Source organism: Rhizobium sp. YTUHZ045 (genome assembly GCF_051124255.1).
In the GTDB taxonomy this organism is placed as follows: Bacteria; Pseudomonadota; Alphaproteobacteria; order Rhizobiales; family Rhizobiaceae; genus Rhizobium.
Map to the genome: position 1 here is coordinate 2735294 of NZ_CP101432.1, position 23441 is coordinate 2758734.

Below are 23441 nucleotides of genomic sequence, written 5' to 3' on the forward strand. Positions count from 1 at the left end.
CAGCAGCGCTCGCTTTCCCGATGAACGGGCGCCGGGTGTCCAATCATCCTGCAAAACGCCCCGAGGCGTCATCGCCGTAAGGACCTCAGATACTCTAGCGTGATCTTTGCCCTCCATCCAATTTAAGCTGCAGGGCCATTCGGGAGTTTGGCCAAGACATCTTCGACCGCCGCCAATCCCATCATCCGGTCATCTGCGAAGATCGCATTGACCTCGCTCTCGAACCGCGTGTCGGTCGCGCTGTTTTCCCATTCTATGTACTTCTCAGCGAAGCGCAGGAGATCGCACATCACGATGGTGTTTTTCCCCTTTTTCGACTTTGGGAGATAGATGTGGCCGGCCCTGTGGATGTGATCCGCGAAATCGTCAAAGTGCGGATGAACAATCCGGAAGTCACTGCTGCCAGCGGGATACGTTTTCCGTCCCGGCGTCGTGAGAGTCTCTTTAGAACCTTTAGCAGTGTTACAATCGGGACATGACGCGGCAAGGTTTCTCGCTGTGAACATGAACCAAGGATATTTGTTGCGATCAGCAACATGTTCGACGTCCCATGCGCGATGGTTCTCCGTCCCTTGATGACGGTCACAATAGCAGCAGCGCGAGTTTTGGATTGCAATATAGTAGTCTTTCACGCGCGACTTAAGCGCCCCAAGCGCCTGGTCCGACCAATAGCCCGGATCTTTTGCCGCGCGTTCGAGTGAATCAAAGGCGTCGACCAATGCCTTTTCGGCTTCGCCGTAGGTAACCGCTTCAGCTATCATCGGATACCCTCGACCTTCGCAACATCCTCAAGCTCGCCAATCAATCTCGCAACTGGGGTTTGCGGGTCTAGTTTGGGCAGGTTGTCCGTTAGAATTCTGAGCGTCTTTACGAACTCGGCTGACCGAACCTTTCCATCCGCTGCGAGGCGGAGCGCCCTGATGATTTCCTCTTTCAGATACATGTTGTTTTTGCCTGGCTCATCAAACGCAGTTGCCAGGAGAAAGTCGTATGACTTGCCGGCGAAATCGCGGGCACTTTCGACCTTGCGACGATCTGGATCCAGCGAAACGACGTTCGATGCATCGGGATCGATATCGGAGAGGATCAATGGCGAGTGCGTCGCCATCACGAAATGACAGCCTCGGTAGTGTGCGAAGGTCTTCGTCAGCAATTCAACATATTTCGTCTGCCACTCGGGGTGGAGACTTATCTCAGGTTCGTCAACGAAGATTAGGCTGTTGCTCCGAATTACCGAAGCCAAGCCGAGAAATCCGGACACGATGCCCAATTCACCTGAACTCGCCATCCGCAAATCGAGTACTGCACCGTCCGCACTTCTTTGCACCAGAACGGATTTCATGCTGATCAGGCCAAAACGTCGCAGTATCTGGATGCGCTGAAAGAAACCGTCATCACTGGAGTAGGAACGGAAATCCGCGTGGAGCTCGATGCTTCTGCGGTCTGGCAGCAATCGCTCTAGGACCTCCCGTCCAACCTCACGCACCCAGTCCAACGCTTCGCGATCGTAGATCAGCCGATCAATAGGGCGCGGAGACCTCGGTTGGTCATACGGCCGAATGATGTGATCGATCGGCATTCCATCTGCGATTTGTTCGAGGTGGCGCCGCGCTTCTCCAACAGAGAGTTGATATCTGACATCTACACGAGGCGTATAGCCAAGAAATTCGAAGACGTCGGCAATGCTGACACGTCGCTCCTCACTCGACGCAGAGGCCTCGAATAATCCCTCGAGCGCACGGAAGATTGCTGCCGTTGTGGACGCGCGGCCGGTGCGATCTCGAAGTCCAAGATACGAATACCGATCTTCTCTATCTGGATCGTTTCCATCGGGACCACGTTGGACGAAGCGAGAGATTCGGAATTTGTCGAATGGCGTCGTTGTCAAAGCGATAATTTTCTCGGGCAGCGGTAGATGGTGCAGCGATCGGTTTATGCCGTTGACCGTTGCACGTACGACCCGGTAGCGGTCGATTTCGACGACGCAATGTTGATCACCCAACATGTATTCGATCCGCGATACCGCGAAACCATCGCGTCGCAAAGGCCGCTCGCCAAGGGATTCGAGCACGTCTGCGATACCCGCCAGAATGCGACTTTTCCCAACGCCATTGCGGCCAATAACAACCGATACCCATGAGCCGGTCGAGCCGGGGGAAGCCGGCGCGAACTCTATATCTATCAACTCAGATGGACTGCCCTTGGAGTGAAAAGCCGACTGTCGATCGCGTAGTTCGAACGCGCCCTCCGCTCGAAGCAACCTAAACCCTTCCATTTCCTCTCCCGTTCTTCGCAAGCCTTGGGCTGCAAAAGAGCAGCCATCGACTCGCGCGCCGCCCCGCGTGGCAAGAAATGGAAACACGAACTGCGATTGGGAATCCAGAGGAATATCAAGTAAAACGAGTAAAAATTCTGGGCCGTGACCAACCTAAGCTCTGCAACCTTCGATAACTTTCAGCGTCCCGTCATTCGGTCCACGTTGCGCTAGAGCCTAGATCGAACAACGCAATGTTGAGCGTGGCAAGCCACGACGGTCGGGTGCGACGGGCCGGGGGCCGACGCATCTGAACGATCGGAGGATTTTGCCGGCATTGTCATGAAACGCAAAAGCCCGCATTTTTGGCGGGGCTTTCTCACAGCTGATCCAACGGACAGCTTTTAGAACTTCACGCCGATACCGAACTTGAGCTCGTGCTGGTTGAGGTCGACATCGACACCGAGAATGTCTTTCTCGCCGAAGTCATTATACCGATACTCGCCCCGGGCGAAGATGTTGTTGGTGATGGCAAAGTCGACGCCGGCGCCGACAGTGTAGCCGTTGAAGGTCTCGGTTTCCTTGTCTAGCCCCGGCAGGTCAACGTATCCACGCGTAGCGGTCCAGCCAGCCGCGCCATAAAGCAGCGCTCTGTCAAAGGCGTAGCCGACACGACCACGAACAGCGCCGGCCCAATCGGTGCCGACATCCGCGCCAAGCGCTTCCTCTTCGTTCCAATTGTATTCGAGGTTGCCCTCGATGCCGACAACGATGTTGTTGTCGAACTGGAAATTGTAACCTGCAAATGCACCGAAGACGCCGCCGTTGAAATCCTGGGAATCGCTGGCGCCGCCGGCGCTGAAGTCACCGTTTAGCCAACTAGCGCCGCCATCGATGCCGAGATACGGGCCTGACCAGGTGAAAACTGGCGCAGCCGCAACAGGCGCGGCTGGGACGTCCTGCACTGCATCCGCTGCAAAGGCGCTCGTTGCGACGAGTGCTAGAAAAGTGGTGGCGATCGTGAGCTTCATGTTCGTGACCCCATGTCTTGCAACACAACTGGAGGATACAGCCTCGTTCAACAAATAGCTGTAACGCCAAAGACACACTCGCATAACTGCACGGTAGAGAACATATCCGCCGAAGCGATCATGGCAAGTATCGCACCCTCTAATAACTGCACGAACGCCCATCGCTTGGCCTGAACCCACCACCGCAGGCCGGGTTGAGCGGCTGACTCTCGTAGTAGTAACCGCCATCGATCGACGAAGTCTGGTCGATGTATCCTGACGATGTGCAGGCCGAAATGAGCGTGGCAAGGCTGATCAGCGTTCCGGTCGCGATCAATGCGAAAAATCGGTTCATCTGAGCTTCTCCTCGGGGCATGGCTTCCACCCAAACCGTACAATTTACACGCCGCGGTGCAGAGAGCATTGATCTGCGGCAATCGACTGCCTCCGGCGGGTTCTTGTCACGCTAAAGTGATCGCTTTTCTACCCGCTTTTTCATGACCATCCGCTGTCACATAACTGTCATGCAAAATTGCCCGTTGTTAAGGCAGCCTGCGCAAAATATATGCCGCCAGCTAACAAAAAAAAGAATGAGTGAACTGCCATGAGCCTACAGAAACTTTTCAATCGCAATCTCCTGACCCGTTTTGTTGCCGGTCTCGGTGCGGTTCCCCAGCGCATTCGCGAAGCCCGCGAAGAGCGTAAGCCCGCGATCCATCCCTCCTTCATGGATGATTTCGGCGCCTGAGGCGCGGCGGGTCCTTCGATCCGCTCCCGGGCTTCGGCCGCTGGTCTTGCAGGATTTTATCCCAAGACCGTTTCACAGATCTGCGCGACAGCGTCAGCCGCCCAATGCCCCGGCCGCCGGGTGAGGTACAAGACCTCGCCTGGGCTGCCGCGCATTCTCAGTTTATCGCAGGTGCAGACGGTTCGCCCCAGCTGGAAATGGGTTGACCGGCCTTGGTCGCCACCCTGGCGTCGTAGAGTGCCAGCGAAGCCTGGAGCTGGCGCATATCATTGCAGCGGTTGATGATACCGCCGATATATCGCACGCAGTCGCTGGCGCTGCCCTGCACCGAGCCCGTGGCCCAATCCTTGACGATCCCGTCGGCGCCGACCAGGAAATAGGAAAGCCGGTTATTCTCGGAAATCGTGGAGCTGCCGACCAGGCCGACGAAGTTCGTGCCGGTCTCGGTCCTGGCGGCGGGCGCCATATGTCGGTAGATCGTCATGCCGTTCTTCAACGGTGTTGCGCCGATCACCGGCCCGAAGGTTGCTTCGGAGCCGGAGAGCCGCGCCATCGGCGATTGACCGAGATTGGCGACCTCCACATAGGGTTTGCCCAGCGCATAGCTGGTGTATGAGCGGTTGGCGGCGTTTTCGGCCTTTTCTGCCACCTGGCTGCAGCTCGTCAAACAGATGGCGAGGCCGATCGAAAGAATTGTCATAAAGCGCATGCTGCCCCCTTGCCGGACATGGCGTGTCTGGAAGACCCTGTTGCTTAACCCGCCGTCATTGCTAGCAGCTTTGCGGGATTTGGGAAGGTGAGCGTTGGAAGATGCAGGAATGCAGGCCTTCCGTGCCACGCCCCTTTGCCCTGCCGGGCATCCCCCCACAGGTGGGGAGATCACTAGTGGCGAAATCTTCGCGTCTCTCCAGCGTTTCGCCGGGCTGAACGCTGATCGTTTGGCGGGCGATCGCACCCAGCCAATCCCCCGCTTGTGGGGTAGATGGCCGGCCAGAGCGGGCGGCCACGGAACGCCTACTCCTCCCACCCTCACATTTTTCTCCCGATCCGTCACCGCCCCCTTCCCTTCCGCCGCAATAGCTTCACAATCAACCGACAGAAAGCTCATCGGGATACGACAACTAGGGAATGAAACATGGCGCCGATTCTGTCCAAGACACTTGTGATGACTGCCCTTCTGGCCCTGCCGCTCGGCAGTGCCGCGCCTGTATTGGCGCAGGAAGCAAAGCCGCGTGAGGCGGTGATTTCGGTGACGGGCGATGGCGAATCGTCCTTGGCGCCCGATATGGCCGTCGTCAATCTCGCCGTCGTCAAGCAGGCGAAGACCGCCCGTGAAGCGCTCGACGAGAACAACAAGGCGATGAATGACGTGCTGAAGGCGCTGAAGGACGGCGGCATCGCCGAGCGCGACCTGCAGACCTCGGGCTTCTCCATCCAGCCGCAGTTTAATTATCCGCAGCCGGTCGATGGCCAGCAGCAGCAGCCGCAGCTGATCGGCTACCAGACTATCAATTCGGTCACTGTGCGCCTGCGCGATCTTTCCAAGCTCGGCCAGGTGATCGACCAATCGGTGACACTCGGCATCAATCAGGGCGGCGACATCCAGTTTACCAACGACAAGCCGGATGCGGCGCTCGAAGAGGCGCGCAAGAACGCCGTCGCCGAAGCCGTCAAGAAGGCGAAAACGCTGAGCGAAGCCGCCGGCGTCAAGCTCGGCCGCATCATCGAAATCAACGAGAATGAGCCGCGCCCGCTGCCGCAGCCCGTTTATCGCGCCACGATGATGAAGGAAGCCGACGCTGCCGTCCCCGTCCAGGGCGGCGAGAACAATTACACTGTCAGCGTCACCGTAACCTTCGCCATCGAGCAGTAAACGGAAGCGCGGCGCGTCTTTTGACGCCGTGTGCTGACTGCTGGCGGCCGCCTGCTAGCGCCGATGCCCCTCACCCTAACCCTCTCCCCGTTCTGACGGGGAGAGGGGACGTGCCCTACGAGAGCTCAGCGGGGAACAGAGAGCTAGCGAGATATCCCCTTCGCCCCGCCGGAGCGGGGAGAGGTGCCGGCAGGCGGATGAGGGCTGATCTCGTTATTTTCATCGACAGGACAGCCGCGGCACAAGGCCTAGGAAACGGAGCTCCTGCCTTTAAACTGAACGCCGCGCGCCCTTCCAGGCGCACGGCTTTGGAATCTCACAAAAAAACCGCCCGTGCCGGTTCAGCGAGACGGGCGCAGGACAATCAGCGGCGCAAAGCGGGGCAGCCACGGACGTTGGCGAAGCTCATTTCATCGGGGCCGCGGCGGGTCCAGCCCTGAACGATGACGCGGCGCGGGGTGATGTCGACGACGCGCGGGCGGCGGAAGCCCCAATCGCGGGCGAGATCTTCCGCCAGCCGCGGATCGCAGCCGCGCGGGCGCCGGCCGAAGCCCGGCGGCGGAGGCGGACGGCGATAATCGCGCGGCGGATCACGATCCTGATCGCCGATAATGATACTAAATTGAGCGGCCGCCGGGACCACCGTGCCGGCAAGAGTGCCTGCGGCAAGCATGGCGGCAAGACCCGCCTTTGCCAGAAACTGCATCATCGAAAAACCTTTCGTTCCATAGTCGGTGCGGTCGAGCCGCCCTCCCCACTCTCCGCATCACGCCGAGGCGTCAGTGGAATCACTTATACAAATCGGAGAAGAGACGGCTGAAAGTGTCGCCGTCAAGGCGAAAGGGCAAGCGCACATAGGCGCTTGCCGTGCAATTTTCAACGCCGGATCAGCGGGCAGCCGCGGACATTGGCGAAGACCATCCTGTCCCAGCCGCGACGATCGCGCCCGGCGACGACGACGACACGCGGCGACATGCGGGTGATGTGGGCTCTGCGCAGGCCGAAATCGCGCGCCTTGTTCACGGCGTGCATCGGCGAGCAGCCGCGGATTGGACGATAATATTGCGCCTCGACGATGAAGTTTGTCTGCGGCCCTGCGGCTGCCGCCGTGGAAACAGTGGCCGGAATGGATGAGAGGGCGAGCACTGCGGCAAGGCAAGCCTTGGTGAGGAAATGCGTCATGGAGTGTCTCCGTCGATTGGTCTTTTAAGCTCTCCCATAAGGGATTGCCTCGACACTAAATGCGGCAAGCTGAATGCTGTTCGAACCGACCATTCAGTTTGCATTCACAAGAAGATGAGCGGTTTTTGACGGCTCTTCTTTCGATCGGGATTCGCGTGATCTCTCGTCTGAAGGAGATCGCTCATCACCCGCCCCCTCCTTCGAGGCTCCGGCCTATGGCCTACGCGCCTGAGGATGAGGGCTGATCGTGGTGCCATGGGGCTGGTGGGCTGATCGGTGTGCCGCGTAGCCGATGGCTGATCGCCGTGCCATAGCCTCGGCAAGGACGCACGGCGCTCTCAGGCCCCGAGATGCAGCACGATTTCGCGCTGGTGCGGCCGGTCGCGGTGTTCGAAGAGATAGAGGCCCTGCCAGGTGCCGAGCGTCAAGCGTCCCCTGGCGACCGGAATGCCGATCGACACCTGCGTCAGCGCGGCTTTGATATGCGCCGGCATGTCGTCCGGCCCCTCGGCCCTGTGCACGATCCAGCCCATCGATGGGTCGGAGGCCGGCGGCACGAGCCGACGGAAGAAGGCGAGAAGATCGGTGCGCACGTCGGGATCGGCATTTTCCTGGATCAGCAGTGAACAGGATGTGTGGCGCACGAAGACGGTGAGAAGCCCCTCCTCCCATCCCGCGGCGCGGACGAAGGCCTCCGCCTGATCGGTGAATTCGTAAAGTCCCTGGCCGCGTGTGGACAGGGTGAGGATTGTCTGGGGCACGGGCGGTCTCCGTCTCGCAATGACATTGCCCGCGAGTTGGCGCGCCGTGACGGCCAAGTCAATGGCCCACGAATGGGCAGATCGATGCCCGCCATCGGCTAAGGCCCATTCACCAGCTTGAGGATGAGCTGCTGGATATTGCCGCCGTCGCCCATTTCGACCTTGTCGAAGTCGCGGCCGCGCTGGCGCTGCTTTGCGGAAATCTCGCCGAGGCGCCGGGTCAGCTCGACCCTGATCTTCTTGCAGTCGGGGTCGTCGGCAACGGTGAAGCCGACGCTCATCGCCTCGATTTCCCTAACCATGTCCTTGATGGTTTCGCCGTGCACCCGCTCATGCGCGGCAACGCCTGAAATGAAGCCATCCCAGCTGCTCTTGACGGCTGGCGGCAGCCCGGCCGAGGGCTGCGGCAGTGTGTAGGTGATGATGAGCTTCGGCCGATTGGTGACGATGGCGCAGGCATTGCCCTGCGGCTCGTACTCGCGGGTCCAGGTGAGCTTGAACGTCGTATGCGCGATGACCCGGCCGGTGACGCCGGCCTTGGGGCCCTGTGCCCCGATCGATTGATAAAGTTCGGCGCCGGTCTTGCCTGAAATCGAATAGGGCCGCACCTCCTCGATCGCCTGCCATTCGCTCTGCGCCGCGGCCGGTAATGCGGCGAAAACTGCCGCCAGTAGGTAGGGTAGAAAAGTCTTCGTCACGCATCGTCCCGTCAAGTGATTCCCGCCACCCTAACGGCGCCGTTCCTCCCTTTCAACGCGCATGCGATGCGGCAGAACTCAGCGCGGCTCTCTGGAGATGCTGAGATAAGCGGGGTCGAATTCGGCGATCTCCTGCAGGCGTTCCCAATCGACGATGGTGATCGTTCGGTTCTCCCAGGTGAAGACGCCCTCGCGCCTGAGAGCCTGCAGCGTCTTGTTGAGGTGGACCACCGATATGCCGAGCACGTCCGCCATCTCGATCTGCGTCAGCGGAAACTGAAAGCTTTCGCCCCGGGTGCGCCTGACGACCTTCAGCCGCATGAAGAGTTCGCAGACGAGATGGGCGATCTGGGCGCGTTTGGAGCGCCGCCCCATGGCGACGATCCATTCCCGGTGAATGGCGCCGTCGACCAGCGTGTCGAGCCAAAGCAGCCGCGTCAAATGCGGCATGCGCTCGGTGATCGCCCTCAAGTCGGCATGATCGGCCAAAGCGACGTGGCAGGGTGAGAGCGCAACAATGCCATGATCCATTACCTTGACGGGAAAAGCATGGAGGTCGACAAAGTCGCCGGCAACATGAAGTGCGGTGATCTGCCGGCTGCCGTCCGCCATCACCTTGTAGCGCGCCGCGAACCCATCGAGCAGCAGCGTGCTGAAGGGCGGCCGGCTGCCTTGGGAAACGAGATCTTCTCCGACGGCGAATTGCCTGTCCTTGACGAGGATCGACCGAAGAAGGTTTTCCTCCTCGTTCGACAGCACATCACGGCTTCCAAGGTTCAGCAACAAGGGTTCAATCACGGTCCTGTCTCCCGCGATCGCAAGGGCTCGGGGCCGTCTCGGTGCAACCTGTATTTTCTATAGGAATCAAGGCCTAGCCTCGGGAACAATTGTCTTCATTGGTTATTTCCTCTCTGACGCGCAGGAAAGAACATGGCTCGCTACTATTTCGATCTACACAACGGGGAAGGTCCGACCCGCGACGAGCACGGCACCGAGCTCAAATCTCGTGATGACATCCCCAAAGAGGTGACCCGCATCCTGCTGGACGTGGCGCGAGACGAATTGCCGGCAGGTGACCGCATGACGATTGCCGTTACCGTCCGCGACGAGCGCGGCGATCCTGTCACAGTCGCCAGTCTCGTCTTCAGCAATGAATGGGTCGACGTCATTCGATGACGGCCTCTGGGATGCCGGCGGGTCATCAATCCAACTGGTCGATGGATGCGTTCTAGCTCCTTGCTTTCATGCATGTCGTCATCCGCACACTTCCGGGAGCGACATGCATTAAGACCCACCCCGGCGGGCGGCAATTAAATTTGACATAGTTCCGCGAGTGGCCCGAAAGCGTCGACAGGCATTTCTCCGGTTGAGGTCGGATCGCTTCTATTTCGCGATCTCTTCCAGAATCAGCCGAATTTCCGCAAGCGGTTTGCGGCTTTCGTCGAAAAGTTCGACCGAAAGCATGTTCAAAGGCGCAGTCGGCAGGCCTTCGGCTGCCATTTCCGCGAGGACCCTTCGCGCCTCTGCCTTGGCAGCCTCGACGGATTCGAATTCGTATCCGGTCTCGGTGCCGACACCATCGCGATCGAAGAGCTGGAAGTGGAATTTCGGCACGGCATGCTCCTTCGATGATGCCCCTAACGATGCTGAAGGCGACAGGTTCCGGCCGAACGATTTTCAGCGCCCGCCATCCGGCGATCCTCAGAAAGCGCCGGCCTCGGGCGAAGCCAATTCCTCGATTGCGTCGACACGGTCGGGATAGAAGGCGAGATGGTCCTTGATGTTGCTGACGGCGGCATGCGGGGCTTCGTAGGTCCAAACCGCGTTCTCGGAGCGTTTGCCGCCCAAAGCAATACTGTAATAAGAGGCATCGCCCTTGTAAGGGCAATGCGTGCCGTGATCGGTGCGCTGAAGCAGCGACATGTCGACATCCCTGCGAGGGATATACTGGACCGGTGGATAGGAAGCCTCGCGCAGCGTCAGCGCGTTGCGGCTGTCGGCAATCGTCCGGCCGGCGACGGTGACGACGACGCGGCAGGGATTGTGCTCGACGGTGATCGGATGGTCCGGCCCCGGAATCTTGATCGACTTGTCCAACATGGGTTCGTCTCCAGAAGATAGGATGCCCCTGAGATAGGGCGCGCATGCCGCCGGCCCAAGCCCGGAGCGCTTTCTTCCCTTACACCTGGAATGCGAAACGCGGCGATGCCTGACTGAGGGCGGCGGTCGCCGCTGTAACCGACCAGTGACGCGCGAGCGCATCCGCGAGCGTCGCAACCAAGCTGGCGGTATCCTCGCCGGCCCCGGCATGCAGCGCCTCGGCGACGATCAGCACCGAGCGCGTCGTCTCCCGCACCGCCGACAGGCCGCCCTGCCGGTTCGTCCAGCGGCGGGCATGTGCTCTGCCTTCGTCATCCGCGAAGATCACCTCGTCCGGCTCCGGATGTTCGCTTTGACCGCTGAAGGTGAGATATGTCTCATGCCCCGTTGCATGCCGCACCTGGAGATTGCCGGCAATGTTTTCCGTGTCGAAGACGGCAACAGGAATGGCAAAGGCGAGCGAAATCGCATTGCAGAGATCGATGAGCGGATGAAGGCGCGGCAGGGCGTGCTCCTGGCGGAAGCGACGCAGAAGCGCCTCGGATGCCGCGCGATACTGCGTCGGCTTCAAGCCCATGCGGGAAAAGCCGCGCCGCCACGCCTGGATCTCCGGGAATTCGCTTTCCTGGGCTTCCGCGAGGCGGGCCGCGGCGATCGCGCTGAAACTTGCGATCGCCTCTTCGACGTCAGCTAGCGCATGAATGCCTTCGGCAAAAAGCGCGCCGGCGGCAAGCTGCGGAAAAGCCTGCCATATCGCGTTGGAATGGCTGAACTGCATGATCATTTTCCTTCGATGAATTTCCTGTGGCTTCCTGCAATGGCGAGCCCGAACACGGCCGCCAGCACGCAGGCAATGCCGGCAATCTGGTTGAAGCCGATCGGCTCGCCGAGAATGACGAAAGCGAGCATGACGGCCGAAACCGGCGCAAGCGCGGTGAAGAGCGCGGCTTCGGTGCCGCTCACCCTCTCTGCCCCCGCATACCACAGCAGAAAGCCGCCGACGGTCGGCACCAGAGCATAATAGACGACGGCAGCGGCAGCACTGGCTGAAAACCCATGCGTGAGGGGCGCCTCGAAAATGGCCGGAACGATCGAGACAGCGAAGCCGATGCCGGTCATCAGCGTCGACTGGGCAAGCGGCGGAATGTCGACGGTCAGCCGCTTGTTCAACAGAATGAACAAGCCCTCGCAGATGACCGCGAGAAAAATCAGCAGATTGCCGGCTAGCGAACCGCCGGTCGCCTCCGGTGTGAAGGCGATCGAAAACACGCCGACGCTCGCCAGCGCCACGGCCAGAAGCAGGGCGCGCCCCGGCCGTTCGCGCAGCAGCAGGATCGAAACCGCCGCCGAGACCACCGGCAGCGTGCCGATGATGACGCCCGCATCGGCGGCCGAGGTCAGGCTGAGGCCCGATATCAGCAGCGTCGTATAGCCGACACTGCCGGCGCCGGCCTGAATGACGAGGATGAGACGGTCATACCTGGAGAGCTTCGGCAACCGGGTTCCGCTTGCCCGCATCAGCAGGAAGAAGACGGGAAGAGCGAAGGCGAAGCGCAAGGCGGCGGCGGTAAACGGCGGCAGTCCCGAAGCAATGATCTTGCTCGCGATGACAGTGCTGCCGACCGTCAGCATGGCGAGCGCCAGATAGAAATAGCCTTGAACCTGTCTCGACATTCCGCGCCTCCGATTGGATGCGCCGAAGAAACAGCAGCGGCCGGTCGGGGTCTTGAACGAAATTGCAGGGCGTATGAATCGAAGCAAGGCGGCCAGCGCCGTCCTTCGAGGCCGGAGAGAGGTGGGAGCCTGCGAAGCCGCGGGCATCCACGATCAGCCCTGATCCTGAGGCGCGTAGACCAAGGGCCGAAGCCTCGAAGGACGAGGCGGGTGGCTGCGTCTCGGACCTCAGAGAAAAGCGCCGGCGTAAAGCCGGGGCGACAGGCCGTATTTGCGCACGAAGACACGCGTCATATGGCTCTGGTCGGCAAAGCCGCTGGCAAAGGCGGCTTCGGCAAGCGGCGTGCCCTGAGCGATCAGCCGCCGGGCGATATGGATGCGGGCCTGGATGAGATAGGCATGCGGCGTCAATCCGGTCGCCCTGGCGAAGCCGCGCAGCAGCTGGAAGCGGCTGAGGCCGCTCTCCCTGGAAAGGTCGGCAAGTGAGACGGCGGCAAGAGGATCGTCGTCGATCAGATCCCGCGCCGCACGGATGGATGACGGCACCGGCGGCCTCTCTTCGCTGCCGCCGCCTTCGCGCATGACGTCGGCGACGAGTTGCAGCAGCAGTTCCTCGCAAAGCAGCCCGTCGGCAGCACTCGCGGTCGCCGCGTAAAACAGCGTTTCGAAGCGGCCGGCCATAGCCGCATCGCGAATGACAGGATGCGGGATTTCCGAGCGCCCTGGACCGATCTCCTGCGAGAGGCCGATGACGATCTCGGGATCGAAATAGAGGATGCGCCACGACCGGCGCTCGCCGATCGGCGCGCCATCATGCACCTCATTCGGATTGACGGTGATGATATCGCCGGCCTCCGCCTCCACCATGCCGCGCCCGCTGAGCGATTTCTGCGCCCCCGACGACACGAGGCCGATGCCGAACTGCTCATGCGTGTGCCTGGCGAAACTGTGAGGCGTTTCGGCTTCCACCGCTTCGACGCCTGGAAGCGCCGAGCGCAGCATCCTGAACTGGTTTTTCGGCATTTGACATCCGCAGGTTCGATGCCGGCAACTCTGCCAGCCAAGCCCTGATGACGCAACCGTCTAGAGCACGCTTCGATTTTTCAGAATCGCAGATTCGCAAATCAGCTGAAATATGATTCTCTGTCCTACCGGAAAAGGACGGCCGGCAAGGATGACGCACCCATATTCTGAGGATCTTCGCGAACGGGCGATGGCGCGCCTGAACACCGGAGAAACGATACGATCGATCGCAGCAGCACTTGCGATTGCTCCCTCCTGTGTTTCGAAGTGGAAGAAGCGCCTTGCGGAGACCGGCGCTCTGACGCCCGGCCGCGTCGGCGGTCGCAAGCAGCGGACTTTGTCCGGCGAACGGGCCGACTGGCTGCGCCAGCGCTGTCGATCCGGCCCGTTCACGACGCGAGGCCTTGTGGCGGAACTGGCCGAACGCGGCATCAAGACCGAGCGACGCGCCGTTTGGGTGTTCGTCCGGGCCGAGGGCCTGAGTTTCAAAAAAAACGGTTCTGCCGGCCGAGCAGACGCGGATGGATATCGCCAGGAAACGGTTGCGTTGGAAGACCCATCAACGGCGGATCGAAGCGCAGCGGCTGGTCTTTCTCGATGAGACCTGGATCAAGACCAACATGGCGCCCCTCAGGGGGTGGGCACCGCGTGGTCAACGCCTATGTGCCGCGGTTCCGCATGGGCACTGGAAAACCCTGACATTCATTGCCGCCTTGCGCTGCGACCGCATCGACGCCCCTTGGGTCATCGATGGGCCGATCAACGGCGAACTCTTTACCCTCTATATCCAGAGGATCCTCGTGCCCACGCTCGCCAAGGGCGACATCGTCATCCTCGACAATCTCGGCAGCCATAAGGGCCAAGCTGTCCGTCGTGCCATCCGGGCCGCAGGCGCGCACCTCTTCTTCCTGCCGCCTTACAGCCCGGACCTCAATCCCATCGAGCAAGTCTTTGCCAAGCTCAAGCACCTAATTAGGAGAGAACAGCCTCGCACAGTCGAAGCGACATGGCGCAAGGCTGGTGAAATGCTCGACTGCTTCTCGCCAGCAGAATGCGCAAACTACCTCACAAACTCAGGATATGCTTCCGTATGAAAGCAGCAGGCTCTAGAAGAACTCGTCGAGCAACTGATAGTAACCGAGCCTTGCCGGATCAGGCGCCGGAAGGCCGTAACAATCGAGAAATGGCTGCACCAGCGCCTTTCCGAAATTATCGGCGATGCTGCGGCAGGCGAGCGCGATATCCTGATAGCGGTCGGCGACGCCGAGGCGGCTGCAATCGATATAGCCTGAGAATTGGCCGTGTAGAGCGACGAAGTTCGGGAGGCAGGCGTCGCCATGGGTGACGACGAGATCCTCGCTGCCCGGCCTCATGCTCTCGAGCTCAGCAAAAAGCTCGGCGGCGCTCTTTCCCAGCCGGGCCGGATCGAAATCCTCCTCATCGACGATTCCAGCTTCCATACGGGCCTTGGCCGCCGGCAGGCGTTTTTCCAGGCGGTGATCGAACGGACAGGAAGTGATTGGCAGGCGATGAAGATCGAGCAGTGCCTCCGCCAGCAATTCGATGCGCGCCAGGGGCGCCAGCGCCGAAGCACTGGCGAGATCGGTTCCCGGCAGCGCGCTGAGCAGCAGCCCGTTACGTTCGCCGTCGCTTTCACGGGCGATCACCTCCGGGCAAGGCAGGCCGGAGGCCTTGAGCCAGGCGAGCCGGGCCGCCTCATCGGCAAGCTCGCCGAACGGCCCTACCGCCTCGACCTTCAGATAGAGCGCCGGCAGGCCCTCGCCTTCCAGGCGAAAGACGCTCGCGGCCGAACGGCCGAGCGCATCCCGCTCCATCCGGTAGCCAGACAGACGGGCAGCAAGCGGGCCAGGCAATCTCTCGAAAGATGTCAATGCAGCGTTTCGGCGGGCGCAGCTTCGACCAGGATCTCAAGAGCCTCTTCGAGGGCCGCAACCAGAATATCGGTCAGTTCGTCGCCATTGTTTTCCAGGAACAGCGCGCTGACGGCTTCATCCTGGCGCTCAAGAAAACGCTCGATCTCGTTCGACATATCATTGTCCCTTCTTCACCGGAAACATCACGGCCAATGAGGAAAGGTTAGGTAGAGTTCCTTGCGCGTGGCTGGCTGCGAGACGACGAAGATCGCGGCGCGCTTTAGTCATCGATATCATATTTCGAATACTCGTTGCGGGGGATTCGTCCGCCGACCTGGTGAGCAAAGGACACCACTTTGGTAGCTCCCTCGTCCACCTCGCAACGGAAACGAACCTGGAACCAGCCCTTGGCTGTGCCAAAGGCTGCATCCTTCACGTCCAGAATCGTACCAGCCCGCAGGCCGAAACTCGGCAATGCGGAAGGGAAATAGGGCGGCGAGCCGTGAACAAGTTGACCCTGCAGCTCCGTGGTGCAAAGCGTCGCCACTCGCTGTTTTCGTGAAAGGCCATCCATCGCCGTTTGCGCAAATAGACTGCCATCGGCCGCCCGAGAAAATAGCGTTTTCGCCTCGGGCAGATCCTTGGTTTCAGAAACGGTTTTCGGCTTATCGGAGATGTTCTGCTCAGGCGGTTTGGTCGGCTCAATCGTCGTATTGGCTTCGCCGGAGGCTTCCGTCGACGGCCCTTTGCTTTCCGGAGAAACGTCCATCGCAGCCACCTCCGGCAGCTTCACATCATCTGGCACGGGTTTTGATGGAGGCTCCTCAGCTTTGGGTTTTGCGTCAACAGTTCTTGTTGGCTCCTGCGTCGAGGCATCGTCGTGCTGGGGTGGAGTTGTTGCGGCTTTCTTTTCACCTTGAGAAGCATTTCCCGCCAGGGCCTTGTCAGGACCGCTAGTCCTATCTCCAAATTCAGTAACGGGTTTGAGGGTCTGCATGGGCTTCGGCTTGGCTTGCTCGACAGCTTTCCTTGCCGGTGGAGGCGGCGGTGGTGGTGGCGGAGGTTCCTTCTTAGCCTCTTGCAGCGGCTTCGGCTCCGGCGGCTTTTCCTCGGCCTTTTTCTCCTCCGGCTTCTTCTCCTCCGGCGGCGGGACGAGCTCGACCTTCACGCTCTCGTCCTCCGGGGGCTTCGGTTCGATCTTCGGCAAGCCGAAAATCAGAAGCGCAACGACCGGCACGTGCAGAAGCACGGACACACCGATACCCCAGCGGATTTCGGGCCGCCGTTTTGCCGTTTCGTGATTCGTCTCCGCCAAGTCCACTTCGTCTGTCACAGCAGCGATGTGGCCTTTAAAGCCGGCAGCATCAAGCCGCAAAAGCAAAAAACCTCGTGATCGCGCCGAAGCCATCCGCTGGCCGGTGCGCCATCCGTTCCCTCCTCAGACCTGGGCAACGGGCCACCCACGAGCGGGGCCGAGGCCGCGCCCTTGATGGGGAGAGGCGCTGAAATTCTGCATGCGTTAGCTGAGCGAGCCGATGATCTCTCGATAGGCAGCCTCCGGGAATGCCTTCAGTGTCTGGGTGCGGACATTGCCGGCCATCGCCAGCGAAAGGCCAAATCGCGCCATGACGGCATCGTCAGGCGCTTCGCAGACAGCCACCATGTCGTGGCCGCCCATCGTCAGAAAGAACTGGTTGAAGGAGCCGCCCATGTCGCCTAGCAGTTTCTTCGCCGCATCCAGCCGTTTTGACGAGTCGCGAACAGTGCGCACGCCTTGGTCCGTCCAGTTGATCAACACAATGTAAGTGGTCATCTTGCACCTCCGAACGGAGGATTCGCCCGACACGGGTATGCGTCGGTCCTCGCTCGCGTCACCGCGATCGATTTCTTCCCCCGTGGCCGGACTATAATCTTGTCACCACTGAGCGACAAGAAAGCCGCCGGGATCATTGGTATTAATCACAAAAGCGAAAGCCGGGCACGACGCCCGGCTTTCCAATCATGACGGCAATTGTCGAAACCTCAGCTGTCGAGGATCGAGCGCAGCTTGAAGTTTCTTAGCTGTCCAGAAAGCTTCTCAGCTTTCTCGAGCGGCTCGGATGCTTCAGCTTGCGCAGCGCCTTCGCTTCGATCTGGCGGATACGTTCGCGGGTGACCGAGAACTGCTGGCCGACTTCTTCGAGCGTGTGGTCGGTGTTCATGCCGATGCCGAAGCGCATGCGCAGGACGCGCTCTTCGCGCGGCGTCAGCGAGGCGAGAACGCGGGTCGTCGTCTCGCGCAGGTTCGCCTGGATGGCGGCATCGATCGGCAGCAGCGCGTTCTTGTCCTCGATGAAGTCGCCGAGATGCGAATCTTCTTCATCGCCCACCGGGGTTTCAAGCGAGATCGGCTCCTTGGCGATCTTCAGGACCTTGCGGACCTTTTCGAGCGGCATGGCGAGCTTTTCGGCCAGTTCTTCCGGCGTCGGCTCGCGGCCGATCTCGTGGAGCATCTGGCGCGAGGTCCGGACGATCTTGTTGATCGTCTCGATCATATGCACCGGAATGCGGATCGTGCGGGCCTGGTCGGCGATCGAGCGGGTGATCGCCTGACGGATCCACCATGTCGCATAGGTCGAGAACTTGTAACCGCGGCGGTATTCGAACTTATCGACCGCCTTCATCAGGCCGATATTGCCTTCCTGAATGAGGTCGAGGAACTGCAGGCCGCGGTTCGTGTACTTCTTGGCGATTGAAATGACGAGGCGAAGATTCGCTTCGACCATTTCCTTCTTGGCGATGCGGGCTTCGCGCTCGCCCTTCTGCACCATGTGCACGATGCGGCGGAATTCCGAGATCGAGATGCCGGTTTCCGTCGCGAGATTCTGGATCTCCTGGCGAATGTCGCGGATCGTCGTATTCTCGGCCTTGGCGAATTCCTTCCAGCCGCGAGCGGCCAGATTGCCGATCGACTTCATCCAGTTCGGATCGAGCTCGGCGCCCTGATACTGCTCCAGGAAAGAGTCGCGCTTGACGCCGTAGGATTCGGCCAGACGCAGCAGGCGGCCTTCGTTCTGCACGAGGCGCTTGTTGATGTCGTAGAGCTGCTCGACCAGTGCATCGATGCGGTTCTGGTTGAGCGACAGCGACTTGACCGCCTTGATCAGTTCATCCTTGAGCTCCTTGTAGCGGCGCTCCTGGGCGGACGACAGCGTGCCGGTGGCGGCAAGGCGCTGCTCGACCTGCTGGTCCTGCAGCTTGCGCAGCTTCTTGTAGGTCTCGGCAATGATGTCGAGCGTTTCCATGACCTGCGGACGCAGCTCGGCTTCCATCGCGGCGAGAGAGAGGTTGGATTCGTCCTCGTCCTCTTCCTCCTCTTCCGGAGGCAGACCTTCGCCGCCGACATCGGTGATGTCGTCGTCGCCGGAGCGGGCGCGCCGGGTCTTTTCCTTCTCTTCCGCCGCCTTGCGATCGGCCTCGATCTTCTCAGGGCTCTGGAACTGCGGCGCGGCCTTGGCTTCCGGACCGGAATATGTCGTCTCGAGATCGATGATCTCGCGCAGCAGCGTCGTGCCCTCGTTGAGTTCGTCGCGCCAGATGATCAGGGCCTGGAAGGTCAGCGGGCTCTCACAGAGGCCCGCGATCATCGTCTCGCGGCCGGCTTCGATGCGCTTGGCGATTGCGATTTCGCCTTCGCGCGACAGAAGCTCCACCGAGCCCATCTCGCGCAGATACATGCGCACCGGGTCGTCGGTACGGTCGGTCGGCTCTTTCTTCTTGGCGGTCGCAAGCGCGGTGCCGGCCGAAGGCGCGAGTTCGCCGCCTTCGCTGTCCTCATCGCCGCCGGCGTCGTCGTCATCGCCACCGCCGGAAGCACCGGCCTCTTCGGCTTCCTCGTCCTCGATGACGTTGATGCCCATGTCCGACAGCATCGACATCGTGTCTTCGATCTGCTCGGAGGTCACTTCTTCGGACGGCAGGACGGCGTTCAGCTCGTCCATCGTCACGTAGCCGCGCTTCTTGGCGGCCTTGATCATCTTCTTGACCGCGTCGTCGGAAAGATCGAGAAGAGGGCCGTCGCTTGCGCCGTCGCGTTCGACTTCCGCGTCTTCGTTCTCTTTGACCTTGGTTGCCATTTATATCGTCGCCTTCCTGACGCTATCCAATCTCGCTACGGTGAATGGGCCGTCTCAGGGCCTGACGCGCCGCTCGCGTCGCCCTTGAATCACCTGAGCCCACCTAACGGGATGACATTTAAAGTCTGATTAACCACGATCGCCGGTACCGGACAGCAAAGCTTTCTTGCCTTTGGATTTCCGGCCATGGTTGCGCGATCCGCCTTGACCCTGTTCACCGTTTCAACAAGTCGAACGGTGATTCCCACATTTTTTGTTCTCGTCAAGCTTTTCCAGCAAAAAAGCCCGCGAAAAATCGGAAAAAGCCTTATCCACAGGCTTTGAACCGCGGCTGCGATTGCGAACCTTATTTAAGAAGCAGCAAACAAAAGACAAGGGCGGCCGGAATTTTGCCCGCCGCCCCAGTTGTTCCGGCCATTTCCTGCAATTGTGCCGACGGTATATTCGCCCGATCCGGGCAAATATTGGCTAACGAGCCTGGCCGTCGTAAGGCGTCACCTTCAGCGCGCCGAGATCGATCGCGGGAATGCAGCGCAGATTGATCGAAGCCATCGCCGCACCGTTCGGCGCCACGCCCTCGCCGAAGGGGGCGATGCCGCAATTGGCGCAGAAATGATGCTTGATGACGTGCCGATTGAAAGTATAGGTCGAAAGATCGTCTTCCGGTGTCCTCAGCACCAGTTTCTCGCGCGGCACGAAAGCGAGAAGTCCTCCCCGCCTGCGACAGAGCGAACAGTTGCAGTCGAGCGCCTCGGTGAATTCGCCTTCGACCTCGAAAGCAACGTTGCCGCAATGGCAGCTTCCCTCGTAGAGCATGTCGTCCTCCTCACATCCAGTCCATCACGACCTTGCCTGAATTGCCCGACCGCATCGCCTTGAAACCATCGCGGAAATCGTCGATCTTGATGCGATGCGTGATGATGGGCGAAAGGTCGAGGCCGCCTTGCACGAAGGCGATCATCTTGTACCAGGTCTCGAACATCTCGCGGCCATAGATGCCCTTGAGATTGAGCATCTTGAAGATCACCTTGTTCCAGTCGATCTCGAAACCAGCCGGCGCAATGCCGAGAATGGCGATCTTGCCGCCATTGTTCATCTTGTCGATCATGTCGCGGAAGGCGGGTGCTGCGCCCGACATTTCGAGCCCGACGTCAAACCCTTCCGTCATGCCGATCGCCTTCATGACGTCGGCGAGGTTTTCCGTCGATGCATCGACGACATGGTCGATGCCGAGCTTGCGCGCCAGATCCAGGCGGTGCGGATTGATGTCGGTGATAACAACCTTGCGGGCGCCGGAACGCTTGGCGACCAGTGCTCCCATGATGCCGATCGGCCCGGCACCGGTGACGAGCACGTCCTCGCCGACAAGATCGAAGGAAAGTGCGGTATGCACGGCATTGCCAAAGGGATCGAAGATCGCGGCGATCTCGTCTGAAATATCGTCCGGGATCGGCACGACATTGCTTTCGGGAATGCAGACGAACTCTCCGAACGAGCCCGGCCGGTTGACGCCGACGCCGAGCGTGTTGCGGCAGAGATGCCCCCTGCCCGCCCGGCAGTTGCGGCACTTGCCGCAGACGATATGCCCCTCGCCGGAAACGCGCTCGCCGACATGATAGCGGGTGACCGCCGAACCGATCTCGGCGATCTCGCCGGAAAATTCATGGCCAACCACCATCGGCACCGGAATGGTCTTCTGCGCCCACTGGTCCCAGTTCCAGATATGGACGTCGGTGCCGCAGATCGCCGATTTCTTCACCCGGATGAGCACATCGTTCGGCCCGACTTCCGGCACCGGCACATTCTCCATCCAGAGCCCGACTTCCGGCTTCGACTTCACCAGCGCCTTCATCATGTTCGACATATCTGTATTCCTTGGCTCCGTATCTGTCGCAGCCCCTCATCCGCCTGCCGGCACCTTCTCCCCACGCGCGTGGCGAAGGAGGTATGCCGCACCGGCTTCCTTACCCTCGACGCTGCGTTAGGCAGGTCCCCTCTCCCCGCCAGCGGGGAGCGGGTTAGGGTGAGGGGCAACAACGATCATTCTCAAATCACACCCAATTCCCGCCCGGCCTCGGCAAAAGCCGCAATCGCCCGCTCCACATCCGCCTTCGAATGCGCCGCCGACATCTGTGTGCGGATGCGGGCCTGGCCCTTCGGTACGACAGGGAAGGAAAAACCGATCACATAGATCCCCTTCTTCAGCATCAGGCTTGCCATGTCCTGCGCGAGCTTGGCATCGCCCAGCATGACGGGAATGATCGGATGGCCTTCGCCGGCGAGCTTGAAGCCGAGCCTAGTCATCTCGCTGCGGAAGAGATCGGCATTGTAGGAAAGGCGCTGGCGCAGGGCATCGCCGTTTTCGATGAGGTCGAACACCTTGAGCGAGGCGGCGGCGATCACCGGCGCCAGCGTATTCGAAAACAGATAGGGCCGCGAGCGCTGCCGCAGCCATTCGACGACCTCCGCCCTGGCTGAGGTATAACCGCCTGAAGCGCCGCCGAGCGCCTTGCCGAGCGTGCCGGTGATAATGTCGATGCGGCCCTCGACGCCGCAATGTTCCGGCGAGCCGCGGCCGTTCTTGCCGACGAAGCCGACGGCGTGGCTGTCGTCGACCATGACCATCGCGCCATATTTTTCGGCGAGGTCGCACACACCTTGCAGATTGGCGATGATGCCGTCCATCGAGAAGACGCCGTCGGTGGCGATCAGCTTGAAACGGCTGCCCTCGGCTTTTTTCAGCTCTTCTTCCAGCGCCGCCATGTCATTATTGGCGTAACGGAAACGCTTGGCCTTGGAGAGACGCACGCCGTCGATGATCGACGCGTGGTTCAAGGCGTCCGAAATGATCGCATCCTCTTCGCCAAGCAGCGTCTCGAACAGGCCGCCATTGGCGTCGAAGCAGGAAGAATAGAGGATCGTGTCTTCCATGCCGAGGAAGGCGGAGATGCGCGCTTCGAGCTGCTTGTGCTCCTCCTGCGTGCCGCAGATGAAGCGCACCGAGGCCATGCCGTAGCCATAGCGGTCGAGCGCCCTCTTGCCGGCCTCGGCCATCTCCTCGTTGTCGGCGAGGCCGAGATAGTTGTTGGCGCTGAAATTCAGCACCCGCTCGCCGGAAACAACGGCGATTTCGCCTGATTGCTTTGAGGTAATGACGCGTTCGGACTTGTAGAGGCCGGCATCCCTAAGAGAGGCAAGCTCAGCTTGCAGGTGGGAGAGAAATGCTTTTGTCATTGTAAACGCCCTTTTCCCCAAACGTCGTCCGATGGGCGCTGCAATTAACACAAAGCAAGTGCAGATGTCGCCGATCCGGTACGAAATATTTTCACAACGAAAGGTCCGCGGCGAGAGAAATTGAAATGAATATTCAAAAGTGATATCTGTATATGCAGAAGGAATATCAACATGGCGCTTTACATTCGAGACCCTGAGGTAGACGAGCTTGCGAGTGAGCTGCAGCGCCTGACCAAGGCTGCGACAAAAACCGACGCCGTGCGAACGGCCCTCCATCATGAGCTTACGCGCGCGCGGCAAAGCCGGCCGCTGCATGAACGCCTCATGCGCGCAAAATCGCTGGCGGATGCGATGGGAGCAAACGACCCGTCATTCGACATGAAGAAATTCAGCGACGAGATGTGGGGTCGCTGATGTTTATCGACGCATCGGCGATCGTCGCCATTCTCGCGCGAGAGCCCGGTCATGAAGAACTCGAGAAAGCCTTGGCGGCATCGGACGATTCCATCATGCACATCTCGCCCCTTGTCCGCTTCGAAGCCATCCAGGCGCTCGCACGGCAGAAGACGCCGACAGGCCGGAAGACAACACCCGAACTCCTGCGGGCATCAGCCGAAGCGGTTGATGCATTCGCCGAAGATCTGCTTCTCGAAGAGATTTCGATCTCGCCTGAGGTCGGCGAAGATGCACTGTCTGCAAGCATGCGCTATGGAAAAGTCATCGGTCATCGGGCAGACCTGAATTTCGGCTATTGCTTTGCCTATGCTTGCGCCAAGGCGCTGAAAACGCGCCTTCTCTACAAAGGCAACGATTTTCTCTACACAGACCTTGCCTGAACCAATTTCTCAAAGATCGGAACCATCGCCGATCTCCACGAGACCATACTGCTCCGGAC

At 60.2% G+C, this 23441-nt stretch carries 29 protein-coding genes; 6 read left to right on the forward strand and 23 right to left on the reverse strand.

All coding sequences use genetic code 11. The features are described from left to right. Positions 1 to 122 precede the first annotated feature (122 nt). From NMA58_RS13795 to NMA58_RS13810, 4 genes are all read right to left on the reverse strand, one after another. Positions 123 to 761, reverse strand: a complete 639-nt coding sequence (locus tag NMA58_RS13795) for an HNH endonuclease (RefSeq protein WP_434710630.1) — start codon at positions 759 to 761, stop codon at positions 123 to 125. After that, positions 758 to 2275, reverse strand: coding sequence for an AAA family ATPase (locus NMA58_RS13800; protein WP_434710632.1), 1518 nt, complete (start codon positions 2273 to 2275; stop codon positions 758 to 760). Before NMA58_RS13800 ends, NMA58_RS13795 begins: the two co-directional genes overlap by 4 nt. A gap of 383 nt (positions 2276 to 2658) precedes the next feature. Continuing rightward, a complete protein-coding gene (locus NMA58_RS13805; protein ID WP_085778845.1) occupies positions 2659 to 3285 on the reverse strand; it encodes an outer membrane protein in 627 nt (208 codons plus the stop codon). A gap of 139 nt (positions 3286 to 3424) precedes the next feature. Continuing rightward, entirely contained in the window at positions 3425 to 3619 is a 195-nt protein-coding gene (locus NMA58_RS13810) for a hypothetical protein (protein ID WP_085778846.1), read from the reverse strand. Between the two features lie 249 nt (positions 3620 to 3868). Here NMA58_RS13810 and NMA58_RS13815 point away from each other — a divergent pair, with 249 nt between their 5' ends. After that, positions 3869 to 4012, forward strand: coding sequence for a hypothetical protein (locus NMA58_RS13815; RefSeq protein ID WP_168296739.1), 144 nt, complete (start codon positions 3869 to 3871; stop codon positions 4010 to 4012). Between the two features lie 157 nt (positions 4013 to 4169). Here the strand turns inward: NMA58_RS13815 and NMA58_RS13820 are convergent, their stop codons facing one another. Further along, the gene (locus NMA58_RS13820; RefSeq protein ID WP_434710635.1) at positions 4170 to 4721 is read right to left on the reverse strand and encodes a hypothetical protein; all 552 of its coding nucleotides are present in this window, start codon (positions 4719 to 4721) and stop codon (positions 4170 to 4172) included. Between the two features lie 426 nt (positions 4722 to 5147). On the opposite strand from NMA58_RS13820, the gene NMA58_RS13825 reads away from it, so the two are divergent. Beyond that, positions 5148 to 5885, forward strand: a complete 738-nt coding sequence (locus NMA58_RS13825; protein ID WP_430960377.1) for an SIMPL domain-containing protein — start codon at positions 5148 to 5150, stop codon at positions 5883 to 5885. A 364-nt stretch (positions 5886 to 6249) separates the two neighbouring features. On the opposite strand, the gene NMA58_RS13830 is transcribed toward NMA58_RS13825, so the two are convergent. The 5 genes from NMA58_RS13830 to NMA58_RS13850 all read right to left on the reverse strand — a co-directional run bounded on the left by NMA58_RS13830 (position 6250) and on the right by NMA58_RS13850 (position 9324). Beyond that, entirely contained in the window at positions 6250 to 6594 is a 345-nt protein-coding gene (locus NMA58_RS13830; RefSeq protein ID WP_097596884.1) for a hypothetical protein, read from the reverse strand. A gap of 167 nt (positions 6595 to 6761) precedes the next feature. Continuing rightward, positions 6762 to 7067: a hypothetical protein gene (locus NMA58_RS13835; protein WP_085778850.1), complete on the reverse strand. Its 306-nt coding sequence runs from the start codon at positions 7065 to 7067 to the stop codon at positions 6762 to 6764. A 338-nt stretch (positions 7068 to 7405) separates the two neighbouring features. Beyond that, positions 7406 to 7828, reverse strand: a complete 423-nt coding sequence (locus NMA58_RS13840) for a secondary thiamine-phosphate synthase enzyme YjbQ (protein WP_434710638.1) — start codon at positions 7826 to 7828, stop codon at positions 7406 to 7408. 98 nt (positions 7829 to 7926) lie between these two features. Continuing rightward, a complete protein-coding gene (locus NMA58_RS13845) occupies positions 7927 to 8526 on the reverse strand; it encodes a DUF922 domain-containing Zn-dependent protease (protein ID WP_434710640.1) in 600 nt (199 codons plus the stop codon). Between the two features lie 78 nt (positions 8527 to 8604). After that, positions 8605 to 9324, reverse strand: coding sequence for a Crp/Fnr family transcriptional regulator (locus NMA58_RS13850; protein ID WP_011426183.1), 720 nt, complete (start codon positions 9322 to 9324; stop codon positions 8605 to 8607). Positions 9325 to 9456: 132 nt separating this feature from the next. On the opposite strand from NMA58_RS13850, the gene NMA58_RS13855 reads away from it, so the two are divergent. Continuing rightward, complete coding sequence (locus tag NMA58_RS13855) at positions 9457 to 9702, forward strand: DUF6894 family protein (RefSeq protein ID WP_434710642.1); 246 nt, start codon at positions 9457 to 9459, stop codon at positions 9700 to 9702. A 207-nt stretch (positions 9703 to 9909) separates the two neighbouring features. On the opposite strand, the gene NMA58_RS13860 is transcribed toward NMA58_RS13855, so the two are convergent. The 5 genes from NMA58_RS13860 to NMA58_RS13880 form a co-directional block, all read right to left on the reverse strand. Further along, the gene (locus NMA58_RS13860) at positions 9910 to 10140 is read right to left on the reverse strand and encodes a DUF6894 family protein (protein WP_020921849.1); all 231 of its coding nucleotides are present in this window, start codon (positions 10138 to 10140) and stop codon (positions 9910 to 9912) included. A gap of 87 nt (positions 10141 to 10227) precedes the next feature. After that, a complete protein-coding gene (locus tag NMA58_RS13865; RefSeq protein WP_434710644.1) occupies positions 10228 to 10626 on the reverse strand; it encodes a DUF427 domain-containing protein in 399 nt (132 codons plus the stop codon). Positions 10627 to 10705: 79 nt separating this feature from the next. After that, positions 10706 to 11404 carry a B3/B4 domain-containing protein gene (locus NMA58_RS13870; protein ID WP_434710646.1) on the reverse strand — a complete coding sequence of 233 codons (699 nt, stop codon included), beginning with the start codon at positions 11402 to 11404 and terminating at the stop codon, positions 10706 to 10708. A gap of 2 nt (positions 11405 to 11406) precedes the next feature. Next, the gene (locus tag NMA58_RS13875; protein ID WP_434710648.1) at positions 11407 to 12300 is read right to left on the reverse strand and encodes a DMT family transporter; all 894 of its coding nucleotides are present in this window, start codon (positions 12298 to 12300) and stop codon (positions 11407 to 11409) included. 228 nt (positions 12301 to 12528) lie between these two features. Beyond that, on the reverse strand, positions 12529 to 13323 hold the full coding sequence (locus NMA58_RS13880) for an AraC family ligand binding domain-containing protein (protein WP_434710650.1): 795 nt from the start codon (positions 13321 to 13323) through the stop codon (positions 12529 to 12531). Positions 13324 to 13474: 151 nt separating this feature from the next. On the opposite strand from NMA58_RS13880, the gene NMA58_RS13885 reads away from it, so the two are divergent. After that, positions 13475 to 14417, forward strand: a protein-coding gene (locus NMA58_RS13885) for an IS630 family transposase (RefSeq protein ID WP_176536422.1) whose coding sequence is annotated in 2 segments (ribosomal slippage) — positions 13475 to 13810 and positions 13812 to 14417 — 942 coding nt in all. Because the reading frame shifts where the segments join, the coding sequence is not laid out codon by codon here. 12 nt (positions 14418 to 14429) lie between these two features. Here the strand turns inward: NMA58_RS13885 and NMA58_RS13890 are convergent. From NMA58_RS13890 to NMA58_RS13925, 8 genes are all read right to left on the reverse strand, one after another. After that, the gene (locus tag NMA58_RS13890) at positions 14430 to 15158 is read right to left on the reverse strand and encodes an APH(3') family aminoglycoside O-phosphotransferase (protein ID WP_434713420.1); all 729 of its coding nucleotides are present in this window, start codon (positions 15156 to 15158) and stop codon (positions 14430 to 14432) included. Between the two features lie 53 nt (positions 15159 to 15211). Beyond that, positions 15212 to 15373: a hypothetical protein gene (locus tag NMA58_RS13895; RefSeq protein WP_434710653.1), complete on the reverse strand. Its 162-nt coding sequence runs from the start codon at positions 15371 to 15373 to the stop codon at positions 15212 to 15214. A 104-nt stretch (positions 15374 to 15477) separates the two neighbouring features. After that, positions 15478 to 16572: a DUF930 domain-containing protein gene (locus NMA58_RS13900; RefSeq protein ID WP_434713421.1), complete on the reverse strand. Its 1095-nt coding sequence runs from the start codon at positions 16570 to 16572 to the stop codon at positions 15478 to 15480. 144 nt (positions 16573 to 16716) lie between these two features. After that, on the reverse strand, positions 16717 to 17010 hold the full coding sequence (locus NMA58_RS13905; protein ID WP_011426192.1) for a GYD domain-containing protein: 294 nt from the start codon (positions 17008 to 17010) through the stop codon (positions 16717 to 16719). 244 nt (positions 17011 to 17254) lie between these two features. Beyond that, on the reverse strand, positions 17255 to 19312 hold the full coding sequence (gene rpoD / locus NMA58_RS13910; RefSeq protein WP_011426193.1) for an RNA polymerase sigma factor RpoD: 2058 nt from the start codon (positions 19310 to 19312) through the stop codon (positions 17255 to 17257). A 468-nt stretch (positions 19313 to 19780) separates the two neighbouring features. Further along, positions 19781 to 20128, reverse strand: coding sequence for a GFA family protein (locus NMA58_RS13915; protein ID WP_097596893.1), 348 nt, complete (start codon positions 20126 to 20128; stop codon positions 19781 to 19783). 10 nt (positions 20129 to 20138) lie between these two features. Beyond that, positions 20139 to 21176: an L-threonine 3-dehydrogenase gene (tdh, locus tag NMA58_RS13920; protein ID WP_434710656.1), complete on the reverse strand. Its 1038-nt coding sequence runs from the start codon at positions 21174 to 21176 to the stop codon at positions 20139 to 20141. Between the two features lie 182 nt (positions 21177 to 21358). Then, the gene (locus NMA58_RS13925) at positions 21359 to 22546 is read right to left on the reverse strand and encodes a glycine C-acetyltransferase (protein WP_434710658.1); all 1188 of its coding nucleotides are present in this window, start codon (positions 22544 to 22546) and stop codon (positions 21359 to 21361) included. Between the two features lie 171 nt (positions 22547 to 22717). Between NMA58_RS13925 and NMA58_RS13930 the strand changes: the two genes are divergently transcribed. Together NMA58_RS13930 and NMA58_RS13935 are read left to right on the forward strand one after the other, a co-directional pair. Further along, positions 22718 to 22960: a type II toxin-antitoxin system VapB family antitoxin gene (locus NMA58_RS13930; protein ID WP_430960365.1), complete on the forward strand. Its 243-nt coding sequence runs from the start codon at positions 22718 to 22720 to the stop codon at positions 22958 to 22960. Next, positions 22960 to 23382, forward strand: a complete 423-nt coding sequence (locus tag NMA58_RS13935; RefSeq protein WP_434710660.1) for a type II toxin-antitoxin system VapC family toxin — start codon at positions 22960 to 22962, stop codon at positions 23380 to 23382. The genes NMA58_RS13930 and NMA58_RS13935 overlap by 1 nt, the downstream gene beginning before the upstream one ends. Positions 23383 to 23441: the final 59 nt, after the last annotated feature.

Excerpts from the sequence above, each read along its gene's own strand:
- NMA58_RS13805 (WP_085778845.1), bottom strand. The coding sequence starts at position 3,285 with ATGAAGCTCACGATCGCCACCACTTTTCTAGCACTCGTCGCAACGAGC.
- NMA58_RS13830 (WP_097596884.1), bottom strand. The coding sequence starts at position 6,594 with ATGATGCAGTTTCTGGCAAAGGCGGGTCTTGCCGCCATGCTTGCCGCA.
- NMA58_RS13880 (WP_434710650.1), bottom strand. The coding sequence starts at position 13,323 with ATGCCGAAAAACCAGTTCAGGATGCTGCGCTCGGCGCTTCCAGGCGTC.
- NMA58_RS13905 (WP_011426192.1), bottom strand. The coding sequence starts at position 17,010 with ATGACCACTTACATTGTGTTGATCAACTGGACGGACCAAGGCGTGCGC.
- NMA58_RS13795 (WP_434710630.1), bottom strand. The coding sequence starts at position 761 with ATGATAGCTGAAGCGGTTACCTACGGCGAAGCCGAAAAGGCATTGGTC.
- tdh (WP_434710656.1), bottom strand. The coding sequence starts at position 21,176 with ATGTCGAACATGATGAAGGCGCTGGTGAAGTCGAAGCCGGAAGTCGGG.
- NMA58_RS13895 (WP_434710653.1), bottom strand. The coding sequence starts at position 15,373 with ATGTCGAACGAGATCGAGCGTTTTCTTGAGCGCCAGGATGAAGCCGTC.
- NMA58_RS13870 (WP_434710646.1), bottom strand. The coding sequence starts at position 11,404 with ATGCAGTTCAGCCATTCCAACGCGATATGGCAGGCTTTTCCGCAGCTT.
- NMA58_RS13890 (WP_434713420.1), bottom strand. The coding sequence starts at position 15,158 with ATGGAGCGGGATGCGCTCGGCCGTTCGGCCGCGAGCGTCTTTCGCCTG.
- NMA58_RS13800 (WP_434710632.1), bottom strand. The coding sequence starts at position 2,275 with ATGGAAGGGTTTAGGTTGCTTCGAGCGGAGGGCGCGTTCGAACTACGC.
- NMA58_RS13935 (WP_434710660.1), top strand. The coding sequence starts at position 22,960 with ATGTTTATCGACGCATCGGCGATCGTCGCCATTCTCGCGCGAGAGCCC.
- NMA58_RS13915 (WP_097596893.1), bottom strand. The coding sequence starts at position 20,128 with ATGCTCTACGAGGGAAGCTGCCATTGCGGCAACGTTGCTTTCGAGGTC.
- NMA58_RS13825 (WP_430960377.1), top strand. The coding sequence starts at position 5,148 with ATGGCGCCGATTCTGTCCAAGACACTTGTGATGACTGCCCTTCTGGCC.
- NMA58_RS13925 (WP_434710658.1), bottom strand. The coding sequence starts at position 22,546 with ATGACAAAAGCATTTCTCTCCCACCTGCAAGCTGAGCTTGCCTCTCTT.
- NMA58_RS13865 (WP_434710644.1), bottom strand. The coding sequence starts at position 10,626 with ATGTTGGACAAGTCGATCAAGATTCCGGGGCCGGACCATCCGATCACC.
- NMA58_RS13930 (WP_430960365.1), top strand. The coding sequence starts at position 22,718 with ATGGCGCTTTACATTCGAGACCCTGAGGTAGACGAGCTTGCGAGTGAG.
- NMA58_RS13855 (WP_434710642.1), top strand. The coding sequence starts at position 9,457 with ATGGCTCGCTACTATTTCGATCTACACAACGGGGAAGGTCCGACCCGC.
- NMA58_RS13820 (WP_434710635.1), bottom strand. The coding sequence starts at position 4,721 with ATGCGCTTTATGACAATTCTTTCGATCGGCCTCGCCATCTGTTTGACG.
- NMA58_RS13815 (WP_168296739.1), top strand. The coding sequence starts at position 3,869 with ATGAGCCTACAGAAACTTTTCAATCGCAATCTCCTGACCCGTTTTGTT.
- NMA58_RS13875 (WP_434710648.1), bottom strand. The coding sequence starts at position 12,300 with ATGTCGAGACAGGTTCAAGGCTATTTCTATCTGGCGCTCGCCATGCTG.
- NMA58_RS13810 (WP_085778846.1), bottom strand. The coding sequence starts at position 3,619 with ATGAACCGATTTTTCGCATTGATCGCGACCGGAACGCTGATCAGCCTT.
- rpoD (WP_011426193.1), bottom strand. The coding sequence starts at position 19,312 with ATGGCAACCAAGGTCAAAGAGAACGAAGACGCGGAAGTCGAACGCGAC.
- NMA58_RS13835 (WP_085778850.1), bottom strand. The coding sequence starts at position 7,067 with ATGACGCATTTCCTCACCAAGGCTTGCCTTGCCGCAGTGCTCGCCCTC.